This window comes from Arenibacter aquaticus, from assembly GCF_003957295.1.
In the GTDB taxonomy this organism is placed as follows: Bacteria; Bacteroidota; Bacteroidia; order Flavobacteriales; family Flavobacteriaceae; genus Arenibacter; species Arenibacter aquaticus.
Genome location: NZ_RQPJ01000014.1, coordinates 332,511 through 355,580 on the forward strand (window position 1 = coordinate 332,511; position 23,070 = coordinate 355,580).

Annotated in this window: 16 protein-coding genes and 2 tRNA genes; 6 read left to right on the top strand and 12 right to left on the bottom strand. The window is 40.2% G+C overall.

Translation table 11 applies throughout. The annotated features are described in order from the left end of the window. Window position 1: 1 nt before the first annotated feature. The 3 genes from pdhA to porV all read right to left on the bottom strand — a co-directional run bounded on the left by pdhA (window position 2) and on the right by porV (window position 2,904). Window positions 2-1,000, bottom strand: coding sequence for a pyruvate dehydrogenase (acetyl-transferring) E1 component subunit alpha (pdhA, locus tag EHW67_RS14810; RefSeq protein ID WP_126163157.1), 999 nt, complete (start codon window positions 998-1,000; stop codon window positions 2-4). Between the two features lie 195 nt (window positions 1,001-1,195). Further along, on the bottom strand, window positions 1,196-1,681 hold the full coding sequence (cdd, locus tag EHW67_RS14815) for a cytidine deaminase (protein WP_126163158.1): 486 nt from the start codon (window positions 1,679-1,681) through the stop codon (window positions 1,196-1,198). A 77-nt stretch (window positions 1,682-1,758) separates the two neighbouring features. Continuing rightward, window positions 1,759-2,904 (bottom strand): type IX secretion system outer membrane channel protein PorV, encoded by a 1,146-nt coding sequence (gene porV, locus EHW67_RS14820; RefSeq protein WP_126163159.1) that lies wholly within the window; start codon window positions 2,902-2,904, stop codon window positions 1,759-1,761. A gap of 436 nt (window positions 2,905-3,340) precedes the next feature. On the opposite strand from porV, the gene gldJ reads away from it, so the two are divergent. Beyond that, window positions 3,341-5,002, top strand: a complete 1,662-nt coding sequence (gene gldJ / locus EHW67_RS14825; RefSeq protein ID WP_126163160.1) for a gliding motility lipoprotein GldJ — start codon at window positions 3,341-3,343, stop codon at window positions 5,000-5,002. Between the two features lie 65 nt (window positions 5,003-5,067). Then, entirely contained in the window at window positions 5,068-6,345 is a 1,278-nt protein-coding gene (locus tag EHW67_RS14830) for a UDP-N-acetylmuramoyl-tripeptide--D-alanyl-D-alanine ligase (RefSeq protein ID WP_126163161.1), read from the top strand. Window positions 6,346-6,369: 24 nt separating this feature from the next. Here EHW67_RS14830 and EHW67_RS14835 read toward each other — a convergent pair. Next, window positions 6,370-6,444, bottom strand: a tRNA-Val gene (locus EHW67_RS14835). A gap of 661 nt (window positions 6,445-7,105) precedes the next feature. On the opposite strand from EHW67_RS14835, the gene EHW67_RS20405 reads away from it, so the two are divergent. After that, window positions 7,106-7,270: a hypothetical protein gene (locus tag EHW67_RS20405; RefSeq protein WP_158285132.1), complete on the top strand. Its 165-nt coding sequence runs from the start codon at window positions 7,106-7,108 to the stop codon at window positions 7,268-7,270. A gap of 173 nt (window positions 7,271-7,443) precedes the next feature. Here the strand turns inward: EHW67_RS20405 and EHW67_RS14840 are convergent, their stop codons facing one another. The 8 genes from EHW67_RS14840 to EHW67_RS14875 form a co-directional block, all read right to left on the bottom strand. Further along, complete coding sequence (locus EHW67_RS14840; RefSeq protein ID WP_126163162.1) at window positions 7,444-8,592, bottom strand: lactonase family protein; 1,149 nt, start codon at window positions 8,590-8,592, stop codon at window positions 7,444-7,446. A gap of 452 nt (window positions 8,593-9,044) precedes the next feature. Further along, window positions 9,045-9,119: transfer RNA gene (locus tag EHW67_RS14845), tRNA-Val, on the bottom strand. 97 nt (window positions 9,120-9,216) lie between these two features. After that, window positions 9,217-10,428, bottom strand: coding sequence for a bifunctional folylpolyglutamate synthase/dihydrofolate synthase (locus tag EHW67_RS14850; RefSeq protein ID WP_126163163.1), 1,212 nt, complete (start codon window positions 10,426-10,428; stop codon window positions 9,217-9,219). 106 nt (window positions 10,429-10,534) lie between these two features. Then, entirely contained in the window at window positions 10,535-11,434 is a 900-nt protein-coding gene (locus EHW67_RS14855; protein WP_126163164.1) for an energy transducer TonB, read from the bottom strand. Beyond that, complete coding sequence (locus EHW67_RS14860; protein WP_126163165.1) at window positions 11,434-11,820, bottom strand: ExbD/TolR family protein; 387 nt, start codon at window positions 11,818-11,820, stop codon at window positions 11,434-11,436. Before EHW67_RS14860 ends, EHW67_RS14855 begins: the two co-directional genes overlap by 1 nt. Window positions 11,821-11,833: 13 nt before the next feature. Further along, window positions 11,834-12,526 (bottom strand): MotA/TolQ/ExbB proton channel family protein, encoded by a 693-nt coding sequence (locus EHW67_RS14865; RefSeq protein ID WP_126163166.1) that lies wholly within the window; start codon window positions 12,524-12,526, stop codon window positions 11,834-11,836. A 49-nt stretch (window positions 12,527-12,575) separates the two neighbouring features. Further along, the gene (gene nhaD, locus EHW67_RS14870) at window positions 12,576-13,940 is read right to left on the bottom strand and encodes a sodium:proton antiporter NhaD (protein ID WP_126163167.1); all 1,365 of its coding nucleotides are present in this window, start codon (window positions 13,938-13,940) and stop codon (window positions 12,576-12,578) included. A 21-nt stretch (window positions 13,941-13,961) separates the two neighbouring features. Further along, the gene (locus EHW67_RS14875; protein WP_126163168.1) at window positions 13,962-15,188 is read right to left on the bottom strand and encodes a Glu/Leu/Phe/Val dehydrogenase dimerization domain-containing protein; all 1,227 of its coding nucleotides are present in this window, start codon (window positions 15,186-15,188) and stop codon (window positions 13,962-13,964) included. Between the two features lie 245 nt (window positions 15,189-15,433). Here EHW67_RS14875 and EHW67_RS14880 point away from each other — a divergent pair, with 245 nt between their 5' ends. The 3 genes from EHW67_RS14880 (at window position 15,434) to EHW67_RS14890 (ending at window position 22,867) form a co-directional block, all read left to right on the top strand. Further along, the gene (locus tag EHW67_RS14880) at window positions 15,434-16,576 is read left to right on the top strand and encodes an acyl-CoA dehydrogenase family protein (RefSeq protein ID WP_126163169.1); all 1,143 of its coding nucleotides are present in this window, start codon (window positions 15,434-15,436) and stop codon (window positions 16,574-16,576) included. 308 nt (window positions 16,577-16,884) lie between these two features. After that, window positions 16,885-21,393 carry a glutamate synthase large subunit gene (gene gltB, locus EHW67_RS14885; protein ID WP_126163170.1) on the top strand — a complete coding sequence of 1,503 codons (4,509 nt, stop codon included), beginning with the start codon at window positions 16,885-16,887 and terminating at the stop codon, window positions 21,391-21,393. Window positions 21,394-21,400: 7 nt separating this feature from the next. Then, window positions 21,401-22,867, top strand: a complete 1,467-nt coding sequence (locus EHW67_RS14890; RefSeq protein WP_126163171.1) for a glutamate synthase subunit beta — start codon at window positions 21,401-21,403, stop codon at window positions 22,865-22,867. Window positions 22,868-23,070: the final 203 nt, after the last annotated feature.

Sequence of the window (23,070 nt, forward strand, 5' to 3'; positions counted from 1 at the left end):
CTTATATTTTATGTTGTACAAATGGATAGTCCTCTTGATCGTAAACCATATCATACAATTGGTTTACTGGTGGGTAATCTGATTCTTCCGCAAATTTTTCACATTCGGAAACCTGTTTCTTAACCCTCGCATCTATTTCCTTAATTTGGTCTTCCGATGCGTATTTCTTTTCTTTGATTACCGACAACACCTGTGTTATTGGATCTATTTTCTTGTATTCCTCTACCTCTTCCTTGGTTCTATAGTGTTGGGCATCTGACATGGAATGACCCCTATATCTATAAGTCTTCATTTCCAAGAAAGTTGGCCCCCCTCCAGATCTGGCACGTTCTATGGCCTTGCTCATTTCCTTAGCTACGGTTACGGGATCCATACCGTCTACAGGACCGCAGGGCATTTCATAACCAAGTCCAAGTTTCCAAATATCTGTAGAGTGCGACGTTCTTGCTACCGAGGTACCCATGGCATAGCCATTGTTCTCACAAACAAATACTACCGGCAATTGCCAAAGCATTGCCAAATTGAAACTTTCGTGCAATGAACCTTGTCTAACAGCACCATCTCCCATATAACATAGGGTTACGGAATCTCTTTTAAAGTACTTATCAGCAAATGCCAATCCGGCTCCCAAAGGAATTTGTCCACCTACAATACCGTGACCACCATAAAAACGATGTTCCTTGGAAAAAATATGCATAGATCCACCCATTCCTTTAGAGGTTCCTGTAACCTTGCCATAAAGCTCTGCCATAACCTTTTTCGGATCAACCCCCATACCTATGGGCTGTACGTGATTCCTATAGGCAGTTATCATCCTATCCTTTTTTAGGTCCATGGCATGAAGTGCACCTGCAAGAACAGCTTCCTGTCCATTATACAGATGTAAGAATCCACGAACTTTTTGCTGAATGTATACTGCGGCAAGTTTATCTTCAAACTTTCTCCAGAACAACATATCCTCATACCACTTAAGGTAGACTTCTTTGGTAATTTTTTCCATTAACTATTAATTTTTGTAGTATTTCGCTTTATTCAGAAACAAGTTTAAATTAAAAACGGAAAACAAAAATACACATATAAATCAATAGGAAAAAAATTTAAATTAAAAGCTTTGCAGAAAGCAATTATATATCTCAAAATAATAAATTCTTGAGATAAATATAAAAATGACCAAATGGGCCTATTTTATATCGACCTAGCCAAGAAAAGTGCTATTAAAAGCAAGGGGCAAAATATCTGCAACAGATTGACATTTTAATATTTCACCAGTTTCTCCAGACATAATAATAGATATAGGGCTCTGTTGTTTTATTTCGTATTCAGAGATGACTTGCCTACAATTACCACAGGGAGCCGCTGGCCTATCCACCACATAGTTCTTTGAGGTTGCACTAACAGCTATAGCTTTTATAGACACCTCCGGAAATTTTGAAGAGGCATAGAATATAGCTACCCGTTCTGCACATAAACCGGATGGGTAGGATGCATTCTCTTGATTACTCCCCGTAACGACCTTTCCATTTTCAAGTAGCAAGGCCGCCCCCACATTAAATTTGGAATAAGGGGAATAAGCACGTTCCCTAGCCTTTATAGCTTCCTTCATTAATTCCTGATCTGCCACATTAAGCTCCTGTAGCGATTCAAATATTAACAGCTCAAATGCGATGTTTCTTTTTATCATACCAAACTTATATATGGTAAAAATAAAGAAAACCTGCCGATAAGCAGGTTTTATTGTTCATACTCCAACGACCTTGATTAATCGTTCAAAAATTCTTCACCTAAATTAAATGTAAGGGAGAATCGCAGGGTATTTTCCAATGGGTTTCTCACTTGGGAGGTAGAGAAAAGATAGGAAAGATCTACCTGTGCCGACTTAAACCTAAATCCGGCACCCAAGGTAAAGAACTTCCTAGATCCTTTTAAATCGCTCTCATTAAAATATCCAGTCCGCAACATAAAGGCGTCTTGATACGTATACTCTGCCCCGAGAGCCCATGTTAACTCTTTTAATTCCTCGCTAAAACCATCTGGCGCATCTCCAAAGGACTTAAAGACCCCTTCAAAAAAAGTGGTCTGCTGATATTCATCATTATCTGTTCCATCTATTACACCATCATTATTGTAATCCTGTGGGGTAGGCACCAACAGCTTGTTAAATTCCGTCGTAAGCCCTACTACATTATCATGATCCAAGATAAAATCAAAACCCAAGCCTGCCTTCAGGTTTGTGGGCAAAAAATTCTCTTGTCCTGCATCGTCGTATTTTATTTTTCCTCCTAGATTGGAAATATTAAAACCTGCCCTCCATCGTCCATCAAATCTGTTATAGGCTATTTCCCTAGAGCGATAATACCCAGAAACATCAACAGCAAAAGAACTGGCTGCTTTGGAATCCTCACTGCCGTTATCGGGCAGTTTTAGATTGGAACTAATATACCTACCCGCAACGGCCATGGAAAAAGTCTCACTAAGCTTTAGGGAATAAGACCCATCAAAAGCTACCTCGTTGGGCTTGGCCAATCTGGCCTGATCCCCTGCAAACTGCCTTAGTTCTATTTCTCCTAGGGTAAAATACCGTATACCAAATGCAAAAGCACTTCTATCATTGATCTTATTGTGAAAACTAGCGCTTAACAGTGCTATATCGGTAATTATACTTTCCAAATACGGGGTATAACTAAGCCCTATCCCCATTTTTCTTTCTGCAAATGCAAATTTCGCGGCATTCCATTGTTGTGAAAACGCATCGGTAGAGGTTGCAACCCCCAAATCTCCCATACCTGACGCCCTAGCATCGGCGGCAATGGTCAAAAAGGGAACTGCCGTAGTAATAACCCTGTCTTCTTGGCCAGAAACCTTAAACAGCACTAAAAACAGAAAAAGAATTAATATTTTTTTCATTTCTACAAGTTATAATCAAGATTTAGCTCTCAAAACCACAGAACATGGCTTTTAATAAATCTTACGGGTTCATAACTAATCAAACGCCCTTTTTCCAATTATCTTATATAAAACCAAAAAAAAATAAAGCCTTCAAAAACATTTACACAAACAAATGAACCAAATAGGAAAATACAGCACACTAACACTATTATTTAAGAATAATTCCCAAAGAATTTCCAAAGGTCCATACTATATTAAACTTTAAGTCGTTATTCATGTTAAGCGATGTTATTGTGATGCTTGTTGGTGTTGGTAAAATATTTCACACCGAACAAAATATTATCCTTTAATCGTCGTTTAATAAGCCAAAAGCGACACAAAATTTTAATAAAATAAGAATGACGAACTTCATTATACCATATTATAGTTTGTCTTTTGAACTCAAGTCCTAATTATGAAAAAACAATTCATCAAAGTTGTACTCTCTTGCGCTATTGTAGCTGGCGGTTTTACAAGTTGTAAAAATGCCTCCTCCTCTAAGAACGTTTCAAGGGCCACAGGCTGGAAAATCAATGCCAAGGAAGGTGGTTTTCAGTACAATTCAGACTTTAAAGAGCAAGAAACTGCCCCAGGCCTAGTTTTCGTTGAGGGCGGCACCTTTACCAAAGGTCAGGTTCAAGATGATGTAATGCACGATTGGAACAACACCCCTACTTCCCAACATGTGCAATCGTTCTATATGGATGAGACAGAGGTTACCAATGTCATGTATTTGGAATACTTGGACTATTTAAAGAGTGTATACCCTCCTGAGAATCCCAAATATGCCCATATATATACAGGTGCATTGCCAGATACCCTGGTATGGAGAAACAGACTTGGTTTTAATGAAACTATGACCAACAACTACCTGCGCCATCCTGCTTATGCAGAATATCCCGTAGTGGGAGTTAACTGGATCCAGGCAACACAATTTGCAGAATGGAGAACAGACCGGGTGAACGAGGTTATGCTGGAAAGGGAAGGATACCTTTCAGAAGATGCAAAATACAAGGTAGTTTCCGGAGAAATTGAAGGCGGATTTAGCACTGAGGCTTATTTAAACAGACCAGAGTCTGTTTACAATGGCCAGATAGATTCCCTACAAGGAAAAATGAAAAAAGATTCAGTTTCCAACTTTGCCAAAAGAAGTAGTGGAATTATACTTCCAGAATACAGACTACCAACCGAGACCGAATGGGAATACGCTGCACAGGCACAGATTGGATCCAGGGAATACAACAACTACCGTGGTAGAAAAAAATACCCATGGGAAGGTGACTACACCAGAAACGGGCAACGTGTAGGTCGTGGTGACCAGTTAGCAAACTTTAAACAAGGAAAAGGTGACTATGGCGGAATTGCCGGATGGTCTGATGATGGTGCCGATATCACGGCAGAGGTTAAATCATACAAACCCAATGATTTTGGATTGTACGACATGGCCGGAAATGTTGCCGAATGGGTGGCAGATGTATACCGACCAATTGTAGACGACGAAGTAAGTGACTTTAACTATTACAGGGGGAATGTTTACATGAAAACTGCCATTGGAGAAGATGGCAAAGTAAATGTAATAAGAGATTCTATTGTATATGACACCCTACCCAACGGAAAAGTTATGGCCGTTAATTTACCAGGAGAAATTAAAATGGTGCCTGTTGGCGAGGAAGAAACTTTCTTAAGAACTAATTTCTCTTCCAGCGACAACAGAGGATATAGGGATGGAGAGCCTGGATCCACTAGGTTCTATGACAGATTTAACGATGACGAAGACGAATCCAACCAAAAGAAAATGTACAATGCTCCGGTTAGCAAAGTACAGGTTGACGACAATGGCGAAATTGTTAGGGCCTATGACAAATCGAACAACAGAACTACTTTGATCAATGATGAAGTAAGGGTTTTTAAAGGAGGCTCCTGGAGAGATAGGGCATATTGGTTAGATCCGGCCCAAAGGCGATACTTACCTCAATACATGGCCACAGACTACATAGGGTTTAGATGTGCCATGTCTAGAGTAGGTTCAAAATCCAAGACAAAAAACAAAACACCAAGAGGCAAAAAAGCCAGGTAGTTCTACACAACAAATTAATACTAAAAAGCCCTTTTTAAAAAGGGCTTTTTTTATATCTTCGATTTATGACTATAGAACAATTACATCAAATCTTTTTACAGTACCCCCAGGTTTGCACTGACACCAGAAAGATTACGCCCAATTGCATTTTTTTTGCCCTTAAAGGCGAAAATTTCAATGGAAACGACTACGCTTCCCAGGCCGTTGAAAGTGGAGCCTCCTTTGCTGTTGTAGATAATGCGGAGGTAGCCAAGGAAAATAAGATGATATTGGTAAATGACGTTCTAAAAACACTACAATCACTATCCCGGTTCCACAGAAACTATTGCAAGGCAAAAGTAATTGGTCTCACCGGCAGTAACGGCAAAACCACAACCAAGGAATTAATTACTGCGGTACTATCCACAAAATACAAAACAGTTGCTACAAAAGGCAACCTCAACAACCACATTGGCGTACCCTTAACCCTGCTCTCTATAAAAAATGATACGGAAATTGCCGTTGTGGAAATGGGAGCCAACCACTTAAAGGAAATTGAGTTCCTATGTGGAATTGCCGAACCGGATTATGGCTACATCACCAATTTTGGCAAAGCCCACTTAGAAGGTTTTGGCAGCGAAGAAGGAGTTATAAAAGCCAAAAGTGAGCTGTACAACTATTTAATAGATAACAACAAACCCATATTTTTCAACGCTGACGACCCAATACAACGAAGCAAAATTGAACCAGTCATAAAAAAATATGGATATAGCCAGGACAATTCGCAATACTATAACATTAAATTAGTGGACGCCGACCCTTTCGTAAAATTAGAGGTAGAGGACATTACCATAACCTCACAACTTATTGGACGCTATAATTTTTCAAATTGTTGCGCCGCTATATTGATAGGGAAATATTTTAGCTTAGATCTAAAAGAGATTAAACAAGGTATTGAGAATTATATTCCCCAAAACAATAGATCTCAAATCATCCATAAAAACGGACACCATATTATCCTAGACGCCTATAATGCCAATCCTACCAGTATGAAAGCGGCTCTGGAGAATTTTAAAGAGATAAGTGGCGACTACAAGATTGTATTTTTAGGAGATATGTTTGAACTGGGCAGTTTAGCAGAAAAAGAACATCAGTATATCTCGGATCTAGCCATAGCAATGGACTTTAGTGAGATCAACTTAATTGGAGAGAATTTTTTTACCACCAACAACACACTTAAGAAATTCAAGTCGTTTGATGAGCTTAGGCAGAGCTTACAAGACACCCCTATTCCCCAAAGCGCAACCATCCTAATAAAAGGATCAAGAGGAATGGCCCTGGAACGAATTCTGGACCTACTATAGAATGTGGTGCCAGTATTGTTTTAGTGGGACATACTGGATTCGAACCAGTGACCTCTGCCCTGTCAAGGCAGCGCTCTAAACCAACTGAGCTAATACCCCAATTTCATATTAAAATTGTACGCCAAAATTACATCATTTTTAACTGTTTAAAACAACCTGATGGTACTTTTTTCACCAGATCCATCTCCTTTAGTTGATATTACAAAATCCCAACTCCACAACCCACATATAATCAATTAGTTACCCGAACTAAAATTACAATACCCACTAAGTTGAACACACCCCAAAATAATCTGTTAAAACTTAGATAATATTGGGCATATAAGAAATTTCAACATCCATAGGAATAGAAATCAATATTGTTTTTTCATTTTTTATCAAACTACACTAACAAGACAACAAGTCCAGTCATCTCCTAGCAGGAACACAAAAACTGTATATTCCCTTGGTAAAAGGCTATTGTTTTTACAACCATATATCACTTAAATGATGATTTCCTCTTATATCCCCTTCCGTTTGTGCATAATTTCCTACCAACTATACATTTATAGTGCAGTAACCACAATTGATACAGTATCTTTCCACTAAATAACAAGGAGCCTAAAGATCATAGGAAAGCAAATATCATGAATAGGATCAAAAACATATGCCTCTAGGATTTATAACAGAAGTAAATAATTATATAAGCTATTCATATAAATATATAACATCTTCCCCCGCCTATTATCGACATTTGTATAACACCAAATAACAATTTATCATGTCAGAGATTATAAGCATCATTTTGGGATTGAATCTATGTTTCGCCGCAGGCATTATTATATTGATTGTTCATGGAATGTATTTTTCCAAAAAAGACAATCAGCCGGATACCGATATACTCTATGACAGACAAAACACTGAAAGGCCTAAAAACCAATATTAGACCGTTAAGTCCAAATCTTCAGAAACACTTTTTACATCACCTACTAAGCAAAAAATGGGCTTATCTTTTATTAAAACCCTCAACAGCCTTTAGGACAAAGCATTAAATACAGTTACACTAAAAAAACTGCCCTCAAATTTTCCCTCACAACCATAGATTTACCAGCCCAACCCCTAGAACTTTAAACAAACCGGTTGCGGAATGTTTATTTGGTTCCCGGTATACTTAAGTCGACCTGTTTCCTTATCTACCTGAAAAACGGTTATATTGTTGGAATTTTTATTAGCTACCAAAAGAAAATTTCCATCCGGGGATAAGGTGAAATTTCGAGGCCAATCACCCTGTACCGATTCAATTGTCACAGGTTTTAAATATCCGCTGTCCGAGACCGAATAAACCGCTATGCTGTTATGCCCCCTATTGGATGCATACAAGAATTTCCCGTTTGGACTTAAATGAATGTCCGCGCATGAATTTTTTCCTTCATAATCTGCTGGAAGCGTACTTTGTTTATCTATCTTCTTAAACTTCCCCGTCAAGGGGTCAACACTTGCAGAAACCACGGTACTGGACAATTCATTTATAACAAACGCCATATTTTTGGTAGGATTAAAAATTAGATGCCTAGGGCCATCACCTGGATCCAATTGTAGCCCCACCACTGCCTTACCCAGTTTCTTTTCCTGGGTAATGGGATAGGCCAAAATCTGATCTATCCCCAGATCTACGGCATAAAGAAAGTCTCCATTGGAAGAGAATTGTACACAATGGGCGTGCGCCGCTTTTTGGTTGGGATGCGGGCCGCTTCCCTCATGTTGTATTTCTTGGGGATCATCTAGGATTTCCCCATTTTGATCCACAGGGTATAACACAATACCTCCCGAGCCATAATTGGCGGCAGCTAGTAGGTCTTCGTCCGGACTTAACCCAATATAGCAGGCCCCATCCCCTTTGCTGCTCAGATTGCCCACTTTGTTCAAGGCCGTTTTATCTTTATTCCATTTAAATACCGACACACTCCCCGGCTGAGTGCCGTTTGAAGAGTAGACCCTTTCCCCATCCTTGGAAAGGTATAGATATCCTGGCCTGTTCTCCACGGCTACCTGCCGACTATTGGAAAGCACTCCCGATTCCGGATTAAACTCCAGTTGGTATATACCTTGGCCGTCCCCTTCAGCAAAAGTACCTACCAAGAGTTGTAGACTTTTATTTTGAATAGGCTGTTCTTCCAGCCCCACTTGAGATTTCTTGGATGTATTTTTACAACTTGTAAGTAGCAATAAAAAAACAGAAAGCACTACATAACCAAAAATATGTTTCATAAAAAGAGTGATTTTATTGATCTAAATATATTCAATTCCACCCATATTTCGCAGCCCAATTACGGGATTTAATTTAAAACTGTAAGCCTACATAGACTTCTACATTAATATAGGTTCTTTACTTTTAGTTGGAGGCTAAGGTTGAATCAAAGCTTGCAGAATACTATTTGGGTCATTAACAATACAAAGCTCTTCCTATTTAACGTAACTCAATTCTTTACATCAACATCACAATACCCAGATATCGCACTAGATCCGCTTTTAGATCACAATTTAGGGGAGTCAGGAATACGGAATACTTCTTATATCGCTTGATTAAATTATATTCTTAAAATGGTAAAAACCCAGATTTTGGACTTGATCCAGAAAGATGGTACATGCTACGTCTGTGCCGTATGCAACAAAAAACAAAAAAGGCTTCCAATTTCTTGGAAGCCTTTTATTTGTTACTGTGGGCCCTACTGGATTCGAACCAGTGACCCCCTGCTTGTAAGGCAGGTGCTCTAAACCAACTGAGCTAAGAGCCCTATTAAACTTGTATTTCAATTTGCTTCTTTCGTTTCCCAGAAGCGAGTGCAAATATAGAATAGTTTTTAAATTCCACAAAAGAAAAATCAGAAAAATTTAAACTATTTCTGCAACAACAAAAGTACTCCCTCCAATAAATACAAAATCTGTCTTTTTTGCATTTTTCAAAGCCATTCTATACCCCTCATTAACAGACGTATACACATCCCCTATCAATCCAAAGTCTGCCGCTCTGCCTTTTAAGACCTCCGCATCCAAACCTCTTGAAATTTCTGGTCTGCAAAAATAATAATTGGCTTCTTTGGGAAACAGAGGCAAAATCTGATCAAGATTTTTGTCTTTTACAAAACCAATCACCATATGAAGACGCTCATACTCCTGTTCCTTAATCTGACCTAAAACTAATGTAAGGCCTTCCGTATTGTGGGCAGTATCACAAACAACCGTAGGATTCTTACCTAAATACTGCCATCTTCCCAGCAATCCGGTATTAGCAGCTACATTTAAAAGTCCTTTGGTAATATGGTGCTCTGTAACCTCAAAATTGCTCAATTCCTTAATCACTGCCACCACGCCTTTCACATTTTTGGCCTGATAACTCCCCAATAAAGACGTTTTATAGGTTCCGGGGATCACCTCCCCTGCAAATATAATTTTAGACCTTCTTTCTTTGGCCACTTTATTAAAAACAGATGCGGTCTCTTCTTGCAGTTCACTGATTACCACTGGCACCCCGGATTTGATGATGCCAGCTTTCTCAAAGGCTATTTTCTCTATTGTATCACCTAACATTTCTACATGGTCATAACCTATATTAGTGATCAATGAAACTTCTGGCTCTATAATATTGGTAGAATCCAGGCGCCCTCCCAATCCAACTTCCACAATAGCTATATCTACTTTTTCCTTTTCAAAATAGAAAAAGGCCATACCTACGGTCATTTCAAAAAAAGAAAGATCATGGGCCTCAAAAAAAACTTTGTTGTCCTTAATAAAATCAACCACAAAATCCTCTTTTACCGGGACTCCATTAATCCTTATACGCTCCCTAAAATCCTTTAGGTGAGGAGAAGTATACAGCCCCACCCGGTACCCGGCTTCCTGTAAAACAGAGGCCAACATATGACTACTGGACCCCTTGCCATTGGTTCCCGCAACGTGGATACTCTTAAACTTTCTTTCTGGATGCCCCAAATAGGTAGAAAGAACTTTAATGTTATCCAGTTTGCCCTTGTATGCAGATTTTCCTTTTTGTTGGTATATAGGCAATTGGGCAAACATCCATGCCAAAGTCTCCTGATAGGTCATTTGATAGGTACTAAATAATTAATAATGAATAGGTCAATAATACCTCTAGATAGGATTTAGAAGTCTTAAATGAAGTGAACAAAAAACAGAAACAATCAAAATAGTCTTACTCTCCCAATTGAAAATTAACCACTACAAAACCTACTTGCTGACTGGGAGCGTTTGAATCCAAATTCCATTGGTGCATAAAAGCAGTTTTCTTGGCGGGTTCCATTAGGCAGGGATGTGTATTGGTAGTTCCCTTAACTCCTGGGGTAGCACTTACCACCTTACCGTTACGGTCTACTACGATTTTCACTACCACTCTACCTTCCTCATTACATTCTTGAGGCACCTTCCCCTTATTCACCAAGGATCGCCCATTAAGACCATAACCACCGGTACCACTTCCTGAACCAGGGCTGCCGTAATAACTTGTAGCATAAGGATCGCCCTCTGGCTTACCTTTATCTCCTGCGCTAGTATCATCACCTTCCCCTCCAGAGGTTACTCCTTCGGATTTGTTGATTCCCCCAATGAGTTGGTCCAATTTGTTCTTTTTGGCCTCCTGCTCCTTTCTTTTTTTCTCTTCGGCCTCCCTTTTCTCCTTAGCTTTCCTTTCGGCCTCGGCTTTGGCTTTTTTGGCAGCCTCTTCCGCCTTTCGCTTTGCCTCTTGTTGTTGTTTTATTTTTATGGATTCTTCATTATCCTGCGTCAGTACTTTTTCGGCCGGCTTGTCTACGGAAACCTCCTCCTCGGGCACCTGTTCCACAATCTCTTCTACCTGCTGCTCTTGAACCTGGGGTTCTTTTATAGGCTTATTCACCGGTTCGGATTTTATTTTTTCCTTGGGCTGTACCCGGCCACTTCCAAAATCCGTGGTACCGAAATTAACGGAAATACCATTTTCTATTGGTGGATCCATATAAGTAAGACCTATATAAAAAAGCAATAGGAGGAGCGCACTTAGCAGAAGAGTGGTAAGTGTAAAGGATTTTTTCTCGTGTTTCGTATTAAGTAATGACATTAATTTGGTCGCACTGCCAAAATAACCTTGTAATTATTTCTATTGGCAATATCCATAACATTTACAGCCTCCTTAATGGCCACGCTTTCTTCTGCCCTTAGAATAATAGTAGGTTTTTCTTGTCCTTTTAGTGCCTTTTTTAATTCAATTTCTATGTACTTCCCGTTAATTTTCTCGTTATTCACAAAATACTCCAACTTCTTATTAATGCTCACCGATACGTTCTGTGTATTGGTTGACTTTCCTTTGGCCTTGGGCAACAACAGATCCAATGCATTGGGCGAGTTAGCGGTAAGCATAAAGAAAATGAGCAATAGGAATACAATGTCCGTCATGGAGGACATGCTAAAATCCGGACTAACTTTATTTCTCCCTTTTAGTTTCATCTGTTGTTATTTTCTAAAGCGGTTCGTTCAACAAATCCAAAAACTCTACGGCGTTGGCTTCCATTTTGTGAACTACTTTATCTGTTCTATTCACCAAATGGTTATATCCGATATAGGCAATAATTCCGACGATAAGTCCCGCAACCGTAGTGGTCATGGCCGTATAAATACCAGATGCCAAAGACCCCATTTCTGCTTGCCCCCCACTGGTGGCCATTTGATGAAATGCCAAAATCATACCAATTACGGTTCCCAGGAAACCGATCATAGGAGCTGCCCCCGCCACAGTGGCCAGAACAGTTACATTTTTCTCCAACTTATACACCTCTAGGGTACCTGCGTTTTCTATTGCAGTATTAATATCATCTAGAGGTTTGCCGATCCTAGAAATTCCTTTTTCCGTCAATCTGGCCACGGGGGAATCTGTTTGGGCACATAATAATTTGGCCGCTTCCAATTTACCATTGGTAACATGATCCCGAATTTGGTTCATGAAGTTGCTATCTATCTGGGATGCCGCTTTTATGGCAAAAATCCTTTCGAAATAAATATACAATGCCACAAAAAGCATCACAAACAAAACACTAATGATCAAGATACTTCCCGTACCTCCGTTCACTATCAAATCTATAACAGAAAGGGTCTTTTCCTCGGACACCATTTCTTCTATTCCCGCCTCTTGAGCTAGGTCTTGAAACAATAACATATATTTTCCCTATTAAAGTTGCCTTAATAACGGTCTTTTATCGATTAAATTATCCGTTTAACACAAAATTTCTAATTAATATAAATCCGGCGGCACCAGCAATAAATCCTACGAAGGCCAACCAAGCTATTTTCTTTAAATACCAGAAAAAATCTATTTTTTCCATCCCCATGGCCACAACTCCTGCCGCAGAGCCAATAATTAACATACTACCCCCTGTACCTGCTGAATATGCAATAAAGTGCCAAACTGGATCATCCATACCTACAGAAAACATTCCGATACTGGCAGCCACTAAGGGTACGTTGTCTATCACTGCCGATCCAACACCCAAGAAAAGCACAACCAAATCAGAAACCAATTCTCCTTGTGATTCGGTTCCCAACATTGGCATTACCTCATCCAAGGTACCGGCAAAATGGAACAACATCCCCAACGATTCCAGAGCGGCAACCGCCATTAAGATCCCCAAGAAGAAAAGAATACTGGGCAACTCAATTTTGGAGAGCGACTTATGCACAGGGCTGTGGTGCGACTCTTCTTCACTTTCGCCATCTATATTGGAAATACTAAATTTGGATTTACTGTATATCTCCGCAAAGGTAGCCACCACCGCCAAGGAAAGCATCATCCCAACATAAGGAGGCAAATGGGTAATAGTCTTAAAGAAAGGAACAAAAATAATTGCTCCCAGCCCCAGATATAACATAGTAGCACCATATCTAGACTTACTGGGCTCCACATCATCCAATCCACCTTCAAGGTTACCTGAAAAAGCTTTAAACCTACTGGCTATAAGGGTAGGCACTACCATACATACAATAGAAGGCAATAAAACGTGTTCTACCAATTGTGCTGCCGATACCTTGTTGGCGATCCACAACATGGTGGTGGTTACATCACCAATTGGGGACCAGGCCCCACCTGCATTCGCCGCAATAATGATCATCCCTGCAAACCATAGCCTGGATTCCCTATCGTTGATCACCTTTTGCAAGATGGTTATCAACACAATGGTTGCCGTAAGGTTGTCTATTATAGCAGAAAGTATAAATGCCAAAATGGAAAACAACCACAGCAACTTTCTTTTACTACGGGTCTTAATAAATCCCTTAATGGTAGCAAAGCCATCAAAATAATCTATTATTTCCACAATGGTCATAGCACCAAGCAGAAACACCAAAATCTCCGCTGTTTTCCCCAGATGATGGAGCAAAATTTCATCTATATGGGTAGCTTCCAATTCCCGCAATTCGGCATTTACCTCAAAAACCGGCATATGCGTTAGAGCGATAACCGCCCACAAAAGGGCCATCATGGCCAAGGCAGGAATTAATTTGTCAATCTTAAGGTTGTGTTCCAGGGTTATTGCCAAATACCCCGCAACGAATAGAATAATAATAATGCTCTCCATCTTACTTAATTATGGTTTAGTTTAAATTAATTGTTTTAAAGCAATCTCAAAACCTGTTTTACTGAGATTAATTTTCGTATTATTTTGGTTAAAAATATTTAAAATCGCATTTCTGATAGTATTCGATGTATCATTAAAAATCAGTTCATCATCCATAGCCACCCTTCCTTCCATAAAATAAGCAAAGACACGGGCCATCCCACAGTTGGAGATAAAGTCGGGAATTAAACTCACCCGCCCATCAATGAACTCCATAATGGGCCCAAAAAATATCTCTTTATCGGCAAAAGGCACATTGGCTCCACAGCTGACCACCTCCAGCCCTGCCTCAATCTTCTGGGCAATCTGATCTTTGGTCACCAACCTGGAAGCGGCACAAGGAACAAAAATCTCAGCAGGCAACTTCCAAATCCTTTCATTTATTTCAGAAAAAGGAATCATTTCATCGGCTAAAAGCATATTCCCTTTTTTATTCAAAAAAAAGGAGGTTATTTCTTCAAAAGAATACCCTTCCTCCTTAATAACTCCTCCTGCCCTATCTATAATTCCCACTACTTTTGCCCCCATTTGGGCCAAGTAAAAGGCTGCGGCAGACCCCACATTTCCAAACCCCTGTACAATAGCCCTTTTACCTACTACCGAACCTCCATAGATGTCATAAAAGTGTTTTACAGCTTCGGCAACTCCAAAGCCGGTAATCATATCGGCCACGGTAAATTTCCTTGTTACGGCCGGGGAATAATTACTACTCTCCAAAACCTTAACCACTCCTAACCTCAATTGCCCGATCCTATTGATCTTATCGGCTTCCGTTGGCTTAAAGTGTCCGTTGAACACCCCTTCTTGAGGGTGCCAAACACCGGCATCCTCGGTTATTGGGATCACTTCATTAATTTCATCCACATTTAAATCCCCCCCGGTACCATAATAACTCTTCAACAAAGGCGCCACAGCGTGGTACCACCTTTTAAGAACACCCGACTTCCTAGGATCACTGGGGTCAAAATTTATCCCGGACTTGGCTCCACCTATCGGAGGCCCGGACACTGTAAACTTAACCTCCATTGTTTTGGCCAAGGACAATACCTCGTTCATATCCAATCCCTCCCTCATTCGGGTACCGCCTCCAGCAGCCCCACCTCTCAAGGAATTTATCACCGCCCAGCCCTCTGCTTCCGTTTCCGGATCTTTCCAATTAAAAACAATTTCAGGGGCCTTGTTCTCATATATTTTCAGCAACTCTTTCATTACAACTCTTTTTCAACTGTTCAACATCATTTACCACAACCATAAACTTCCCTTCTAAATAAGGACAGTTTCAATTACCGCGATAGCTAATGTTGTCTCATAACAGATAAGCTGTTTTATTACCAAAAAAAGTATTTGACCGAACAAATATAAAAATATAGATTAGGTTTTAATGTTTTTATTCTCCATTATTATTCCAATGTATACTCGTATATTTGTAAGATTCTCACTATTTTGTTAAAACAATGGATTTTTCACTAACCGAAGAACAGTTACTAATTCAACAAGCTGCAAAGGATTTTGCCCATAATGAATTACTTCCTGGTGTAATTGAAAGGGACGAAGAACAAAAGTTCCCCTTGGAGCAAGTAAAAAAAATGGGGGAATTGGGTTTTATGGGGATGATGGTAGACCCAAAATATGGTGGAAGCGGACTAGATACCATTTCCTATGTATTGGTCATGGAAGAGCTTTCCAAGATAGACGCCTCGGCCTCGGTAGTGGTATCTGTAAACAACTCCCTAGTTTGTTGGGGCCTTGAAACTTATGGGAGCGACCTTCAAAAAGAAAAATATCTAAGTCGCCTATCAACAGGGGAAAGACTTGGTGCTTTTTGCCTTTCCGAACCGGAAGCAGGTAGCGATGCCACCTCACAAAAAACGACAGCAAAGGACAAAGGAGACCATTATGTTCTTAACGGAACAAAAAACTGGATTACCAATGGCAGTTCGGCCGACATCTATTTGGTAATTGCACAAACAGATATTGAAAAAGGCCACAAGGGAATCAATGCACTCATCGTAGAAAAAGGTGCGGAGGGTTTTGAAATTGGCCCTAAAGAAAATAAATTGGGCATACGGGGCAGTGACACACATTCCCTGATCTTCAATGACGTTAAAGTTCCTAAGGAAAACAGAATTGGAGAGGACGGTTTTGGTTTTAAATTTGCCATGAAAACACTTGCCGGGGGCAGAATAGGAATTGCCGCCCAAGCTTTGGGTATCGCTGCCGGCGCCTATGAACTGGCACTTAAGTATTCCAAGGAGCGAAAGGCTTTTGGAACGGAGATTTACAACCACCAGGCCATTTCCTTTAAACTGGCTGACATGCATACACAAATTGAAGCAGCAAGGCATTTGGTATACAAAGCAGCCTGGGACAAGGATCAGCACCAAAATTATGATCTGTCCGGTGCCATGGCCAAATTATACGCCTCGCAAGTAGCCATGGACACCACTATAGAAGCAGTACAAATACATGGTGGCAACGGCTTTGTCAAAGATTACCACGTAGAAAGATTAATGAGGGATGCAAAAATCACCCAGATCTACGAAGGCACTTCAGAAATACAGAAAATCGTAATTTCAAGAAGTATTATTAATAAATAAAAAGAGAACACCCCTCTTCATTTACGGGTTGTTTCATTAAAAAACAATAATTTAAACAGTACCGCCCCTGTTTTTTAAGGGGTTAAAACACAAAGAAGAACCATTTTACATTATTAACCCCCGGAGAAATGGAATCTATCAATATCCAAACCTATATATTGAGGAAATCCCAATTTAAAGGGCCGAAATATCGGAATATGCATTTATTTTAACGTTGAATTACAAACGTTGAATTTCTAGCGCACTATTTAAGTGAGCCATGCAGTAAATGCAAATATTTTGATATTTTTGAAGAAATATGATATTTTATGAAGCTGAGAAAACAAGGATTGTACCTACCGGATTTTGAACATGACAACTGTGGAGCAGGATTTATTTGTAGTCTTAAAGGAAAAAAGTCGAATGATATTATTCATAAGGCTTTAGAGATTTTAGAGAAACTAGAGCACCGTGGAGCGGTAAGTTCCGACGGAAAAACAGGTGACGGCGCGGGAATATTAATAGACATCCCCCATGATTTTTTTAAGGAAGTTTGCTCTTTTGAACTCCCTGAACCTGGCAGTTATGCGGTGGGCAACATATTTTTACCTCAAAAGGAAAATCAGAGAAATTACTGTATTGAGGTATTTGAGTCCAACATTAAAAAGCAAGGACTTAAATTATTGGGCTGGAGAGACGTTCCCGTAAACAAATCCATTCCGGGAAGAATCGCAGCTGAAACAGAACCTTCCGTAAAACAGGTTTTTATAGGCCGAGAGAATGACGAGCAGGATTTTTTCAATTTCAACCTAAAACTTTTTACGGCCAGAAAAGTTACCGAACACACCATAAATGCTTCCAAACTATCGGAGAGCAAATTTTTCTATGTTCCTAGCCTTTCTACCAAGATCATTATTTTTAAAGGGCTATTGATGCCCGAAGACATTAGCCTTTACTATAAGGACCTAATGGATCCAAGGGTAGTTACACGTTTGGCTTTGGTACACCAACGTTTTTCTACCAATACATTCCCTACCTGGGATTTGGCCCAGCCTTTCCGCTACATGTGTCATAACGGGGAAATAAACACTCTTAGAGGTAATGTATCCAGAATGCGCTCTAGGGAAGAATTAATGAACAGTGAATTTTTCGGTGAAGAAATAAAGAATATTATCCCAGTAATCCTTCCGGGCAAGTCGGATTCCGCCACTATGGATATGGTAGTAGAATTATTGCTGATGACTGGAAGATCCCTACCGGAGGTAATGATGATATTGGTGCCCGAAGCTTGGGAAAAGAATGCCGATATGTCCGAAGCCAAAAAAGCTTTCTATGAATACCACTCCTGTTTAATGGAGCCATGGGATGGACCTGCATCCATTCCTTTTACTGATGGAAACTATATTGGGGCCGTATTGGACAGAAACGGACTAAGACCCTCTAGGTATTCGGTTACCAAGGATGGATATGTTATTATGTCCTCTGAAGTTGGTGTTGTGGATATTGAACCAGAAAACGTTGAGCTACACGGTAGACTTGAGCCAGGAAAAATGTTCTTGGTGAACATGGAAGAAGGCCGTATTGTTAACGATGAGGAAATTAAAGAAGCAATTGCCGTTAGACATCCTTACAAAGAATGGCTAGACAAGAATCTAGTTCATCTTAAGGATATTCCTTATAACGATTGTCCACTTTTCCTCAATGAAGCTACGGTTCAAAAAAGAAAATCCGTATTTGGTTATACCCTTGAAGATATAAACACTATTATTCTTCCAATGGGAAAAATGGCCAAGGAACCTTTAGGATCTATGGGGTCTGATACACCCATAGCTATTTTATCCGAGCGTCCGCAATTGATCTACAATTACTTTAAGCAATTGTTTGCCCAGGTTACCAACCCACCATTGGACGGTATTAGGGAAGAACTTATTACGGACATCAGCCTTACATTGGGAAGTGACCATAATATTTTTGAATTTTCAGAACTACACTGTAGAAAATTAAAAATCCAAAATCCTGTAATTTCCAAAGAGGATTTGGATAAGATAAAGAACTATGACGCCAGTCCAGATTACAAGGTGGTATCCATTTCAATGCTTTATGATATTGAAAAAGGACATAATGGCCTGGAAGATGCTTTACAGTCCCTTTTGGACCAAGCAGAGCAAGCTATTGACGAGGGAGCCAACATTATAATCCTTTCGGATAGGAATGTAAGCAAGGAAAAAGCACCTATACCTGCCTTATTGGCCTGTTCATTTGTAAACAGTGGACTCCAAAGACTAGGGAAACGTTCCAAAATGAGCATGATCATCGAATCTGCAGAACCTAGGGAGGTACATCATTTCTCCTTATTGTTCGGATTTGGTGCCAGTGCCATAAACCCGTATTTGGTAAACGAAATCATTGCGGAACAAATTGAAGAACACGACATAACCGAATACACTTTTGAGGAAGCCATAAGTAACTACAACAAAGCAGTTGGTAAGGGAATCCTTAAGGTGATGAACAAAATTGGCATCTCTACATTAAACTCCTATAGGGGGTCACAATTATTTGAATGTATAGGAATCAACACCAAGGTTGTAGACAAGTACTTCCCCAATACCCCTACCAGAATTCAGGGAATAGGGCTTTACGAGATTGAAAAAGAAATTGCGAAACGCCATCAGAAAGCCTATTCCGATAAAGAAATTGAAGGCAATCTAGATTTGGAAATCGGTGGTCAGTACCGATGGAGAAGAAATGGAGAAAAACACTTGTTCAATCCGTTGACCATTGCCAAACTACAGAAATCCGTTCGCAACAATGAACCGGAAACCTATAAGGAATTTGCCAAACTGGTAAACGAGCAGTCCAAGGACTTAATGACCATTAGAGGTTTGTTTGAATTCTCCAATTATGACCCTATTCCATTGGAAGAGGTTGAACCTTGGACAGAAATAGTAAAGCGCTTTAAGACCGGTGCCATGTCCTATGGTTCTATAAGTAAGGAAGCTCATGAAAACTTGGCTGTCGCCATGAACAGGATAGGCGGTAAGAGTAATTCTGGTGAAGGTGGCGAAGATGCAGAGCGTTTTTACAAGAATCAAACTGGCGACTGGAAGAACAGTGCCATCAAGCAGGTTGCATCAGGTAGATTTGGAGTTACCTCCAACTATTTAACCAGCGCCAAGGAAATCCAAATTAAAATGGCACAGGGGGCAAAACCTGGTGAAGGGGGACAATTACCCGGACCAAAGGTTAATCCATCTATCGCCAAGACTAGGAATTCCACACCATATGTGGGATTAATTTCACCTCCACCGCATCACGATATTTACTCTATTGAGGATTTATCCCAATTGATTTTTGATTTAAAATCAGCTAACCGCGAAGCCCGTATCAATGTAAAACTTGTTTCGGAAGTAGGTGTTGGTACTGTTGCGGCAGGTGTTTCCAAAGCCAAGGCCGATGTTATCCTTATCTCCGGACATGATGGAGGTACAGGAGCATCTCCCTTAACTTCCTTGAAACATGCCGGACTACCATGGGAATTGGGTATTGCCGAAGCACAGCAAACATTGGTCATGAACGACCTTAGAAATAGAGTTGTACTGGAATGTGACGGACAGCTAAAAACCGGTAGGGATGTTGCCATCGCCTGCTTGTTGGGGGCTGAAGAATTTGGATTTGCCACCGCACCATTGGTAGCTTCCGGATGTATTATGATGCGTGTATGCCATTTAAACACATGTCCGGTTGGTATAGCCACCCAAAATCCAGAATTACGCAAGAAATTTGAAGGAAAGCCAGAGCACGTTGTTAACTACATGTACTTTGTAGCGCAAGAGCTTCGTGAAATTATGGCTCAATTAGGCTTTAGGACTATAGACGAAATGGTTGGACAGGTGCAAAAGTTAGACCGCAAAAAAGCATTGGAACATTACAAAGCGGCCGGAATAGACCTAACACCTATTTTATACCAAGTAGATGTACCTATGGGTACTAAATTCCACAATACCCAGAAGCAGCAGCACGACATTAACAAGTCTATAGAATTTGAAATAATAGAAAAAGCGCATCCCGCACTTTTTAGAAAAGAGAAAATCACTTTAGATTTCCCAATCCACAATACGGATAGGGCAGTTGGGGCAATTATTAGTAATGAAATTTCAAAAATTTACGGTGTTGACGGTTTACCTGAAAACACTTTAAAACTGAATTTCACCGGTTCTGCCGGACAAAGTTTTGGTGCTTTCGCAACAAAGGGCCTTACCATGATCGTTAATGGAAATACTAATGATTATCTTGGAAAAGGTTTGTCTGGAGCTAAACTGATCATTAAAGTTCCTTATAAATCCACACTAAAACCAGAAGATAATATTATCACCGGTAATGTTACCCTTTATGGAGCTACTTCCGGAGAGGTTTATATCAACGGGAAAGCTGGTGAGCGTTTTTGTGTAAGAAACTCAGGAGCCAAAGCGGTCGTTGAGGGTATAGGAGACCACGGTTGTGAATATATGACCGGTGGTATTGCCGTTATCCTTGGTGAAGTAGGAAGAAACTTTGGCGCAGGTATGAGTGGTGGAATAGCTTATATCTTTGATGAGAAGAAAACCTTTAGAAAGAACTGCAACGCAGAAACATTAAATCTTTTGAAGGTAGAAGACGACAATGATATTGCAGAGTTGAAGGGCTTAATAGAAAACCACTACAATGCCACCCTTAGTCCACTAGCCCAAAGGATATTGGAAAATTGGGAAGATTGCCTACCTCAGTTCGTAAGGGTATTCCCAGAGGAATACAAGCAGGCATTGATACGTTTAGAAAAAGAAAAATTAGAAACGATATAATCGAAATATGGGAAAGATAACAGGATTTTTGGAATTCGATAGAAAAGTAGAAGAGTACGCCCCTGTAGAAGATAGAATTAAAAACTACAAGGAGTTTACGCTTCCAATGAAAGAAAAGGAGCTAAAAGACCAGGGTGCCAGATGTATGGACTGTGGCATCCCATTTTGTCACAGTGGCTGTCCGTTAGGAAATCTAATCCCAGATTTCAATGATGCGGTATACCTAGGAAAATGGGAGAAGGCTGCCGAGATATTACACTCTACCAATAATTTTCCGGAATTTACAGGAAGGTTATGCCCTGCACCTTGTGAAGAGGCTTGTGTTCTTGGCATCAATGAGGACCCCGTCTCTATAGAGAATATTGAAAAAAACATTGTTGAAACCGCCTTTAAAAAAGGATGGGTCGTAGCCGAACCACCTGAAAGTAGAACAGGAAAAACAGTAGCCGTAATTGGAGCAGGACCTGCAGGTCTTGCTGCAGCACAACAGCTAAACAGGGCCGGACATTTGGTTACTGTCTTTGAAAGGGACGAAAAAGTAGGTGGACTTTTACGATATGGTATTCCAGATTTTAAAATGGAAAAAAATATCATTGACCGTAGAGTAGATATCCTAAAAGAAGAGGGCATTACATTTAAGACCGGAGTGCATGTTGGGGTAGATATTTCTGCCACAGAACTCAAGGAACAGTTTGATGCAATTGTACTTTCTGGTGGTGCTACCGTAAGAAGAGGGTTACCTATAGAAGGTGCAGACCTCAAAGGAGTGGTACAGGCGATGGATTTCTTAAAACAGAACAACAAACGCGTTGATGGTATAAAAGATCTAGGCGAGGAAATTAAAGCCACAGGCAAGGACGTTATAGTAATTGGTGGTGGAGATACTGGATCGGATTGTATAGGTACCTCCATTAGACATGGAGCAACTTCGGTTTCCAACTTTGAAATATTAGGAAAGCCACCAGTGGGCAGACCAGAAGGTCAGCCCTGGCCTTTTTGGCCCATGCGACTTAGAACAAGTACTTCGCATAAGGAAGGTGTGGAAAGATTCTTTAGCATTTCTACCAAAAAATTTGTTGGTGACAAGGATGGCAATCTAACCGGACTAATTACCTCTGAGGTTGAATGGATCAGAGAACCAGGCAAAAGGCCTACACTTAAAGAGGTTCCTGGGACAGAAAAGAAGTGGAAATGCGAATTGGCACTACTAGCCATGGGCTTTACGGGATCTGAAATGACCGTTGCGGAACAATTAGGACTTGAAGCTGATGCCCGTACCAACATTAAAGCTAGCGAGGCAGATTACAAAACAAATGTACCAGGTGTATTTGTAGCCGGAGACCAAAGAAGGGGGCAATCCTTAATAGTTTGGGCCATTTCTGAAGGAAGGCAAGCTGCACACCACGTGGATACCTTTCTAATGGGTAAATCATGCCTACCTTTAAAAGGTGAAGGGGATTTGCCTAGAGTGTAAGGTAGCAATCATATAGAATACATTTAAAAAAATCCAATCCATGTAAAATGGATTGGATTTTTTTTTGATAACATAACTAATAAATAAAACCTAGTTCTCAAATTAGAGTATGAATCAAAGGGCAAAACAATTTTCTTCTGCCCATCTAGATAAATCCCCTAGGACAATAGGCTGCATTGTATATAGGCCTGGCCATTTCTTGA

Excerpts from the sequence above, each read along its gene's own strand:
- pdhA (WP_126163157.1), bottom strand. The coding sequence starts at position 1,000 with ATGGAAAAAATTACCAAAGAAGTCTACCTTAAGTGGTATGAGGATATG.
- cdd (WP_126163158.1), bottom strand. The coding sequence starts at position 1,681 with ATGATAAAAAGAAACATCGCATTTGAGCTGTTAATATTTGAATCGCTA.
- porV (WP_126163159.1), bottom strand. The coding sequence starts at position 2,904 with ATGAAAAAAATATTAATTCTTTTTCTGTTTTTAGTGCTGTTTAAGGTT.
- gldJ (WP_126163160.1), top strand. The coding sequence starts at position 3,341 with ATGAAAAAACAATTCATCAAAGTTGTACTCTCTTGCGCTATTGTAGCT.
- EHW67_RS14830 (WP_126163161.1), top strand. The coding sequence starts at position 5,068 with ATGACTATAGAACAATTACATCAAATCTTTTTACAGTACCCCCAGGTT.
- EHW67_RS20405 (WP_158285132.1), top strand. The coding sequence starts at position 7,106 with ATGTCAGAGATTATAAGCATCATTTTGGGATTGAATCTATGTTTCGCC.
- EHW67_RS14840 (WP_126163162.1), bottom strand. The coding sequence starts at position 8,592 with ATGAAACATATTTTTGGTTATGTAGTGCTTTCTGTTTTTTTATTGCTA.
- EHW67_RS14850 (WP_126163163.1), bottom strand. The coding sequence starts at position 10,428 with ATGACCTATCAGGAGACTTTGGCATGGATGTTTGCCCAATTGCCTATA.
- EHW67_RS14855 (WP_126163164.1), bottom strand. The coding sequence starts at position 11,434 with ATGTCATTACTTAATACGAAACACGAGAAAAAATCCTTTACACTTACC.
- EHW67_RS14860 (WP_126163165.1), bottom strand. The coding sequence starts at position 11,820 with ATGAAACTAAAAGGGAGAAATAAAGTTAGTCCGGATTTTAGCATGTCC.
- EHW67_RS14865 (WP_126163166.1), bottom strand. The coding sequence starts at position 12,526 with ATGTTATTGTTTCAAGACCTAGCTCAAGAGGCGGGAATAGAAGAAATG.
- nhaD (WP_126163167.1), bottom strand. The coding sequence starts at position 13,940 with ATGGAGAGCATTATTATTATTCTATTCGTTGCGGGGTATTTGGCAATA.
- EHW67_RS14875 (WP_126163168.1), bottom strand. The coding sequence starts at position 15,188 with ATGAAAGAGTTGCTGAAAATATATGAGAACAAGGCCCCTGAAATTGTT.
- EHW67_RS14880 (WP_126163169.1), top strand. The coding sequence starts at position 15,434 with ATGGATTTTTCACTAACCGAAGAACAGTTACTAATTCAACAAGCTGCA.
- gltB (WP_126163170.1), top strand. The coding sequence starts at position 16,885 with ATGAAGCTGAGAAAACAAGGATTGTACCTACCGGATTTTGAACATGAC.
- EHW67_RS14890 (WP_126163171.1), top strand. The coding sequence starts at position 21,401 with ATGGGAAAGATAACAGGATTTTTGGAATTCGATAGAAAAGTAGAAGAG.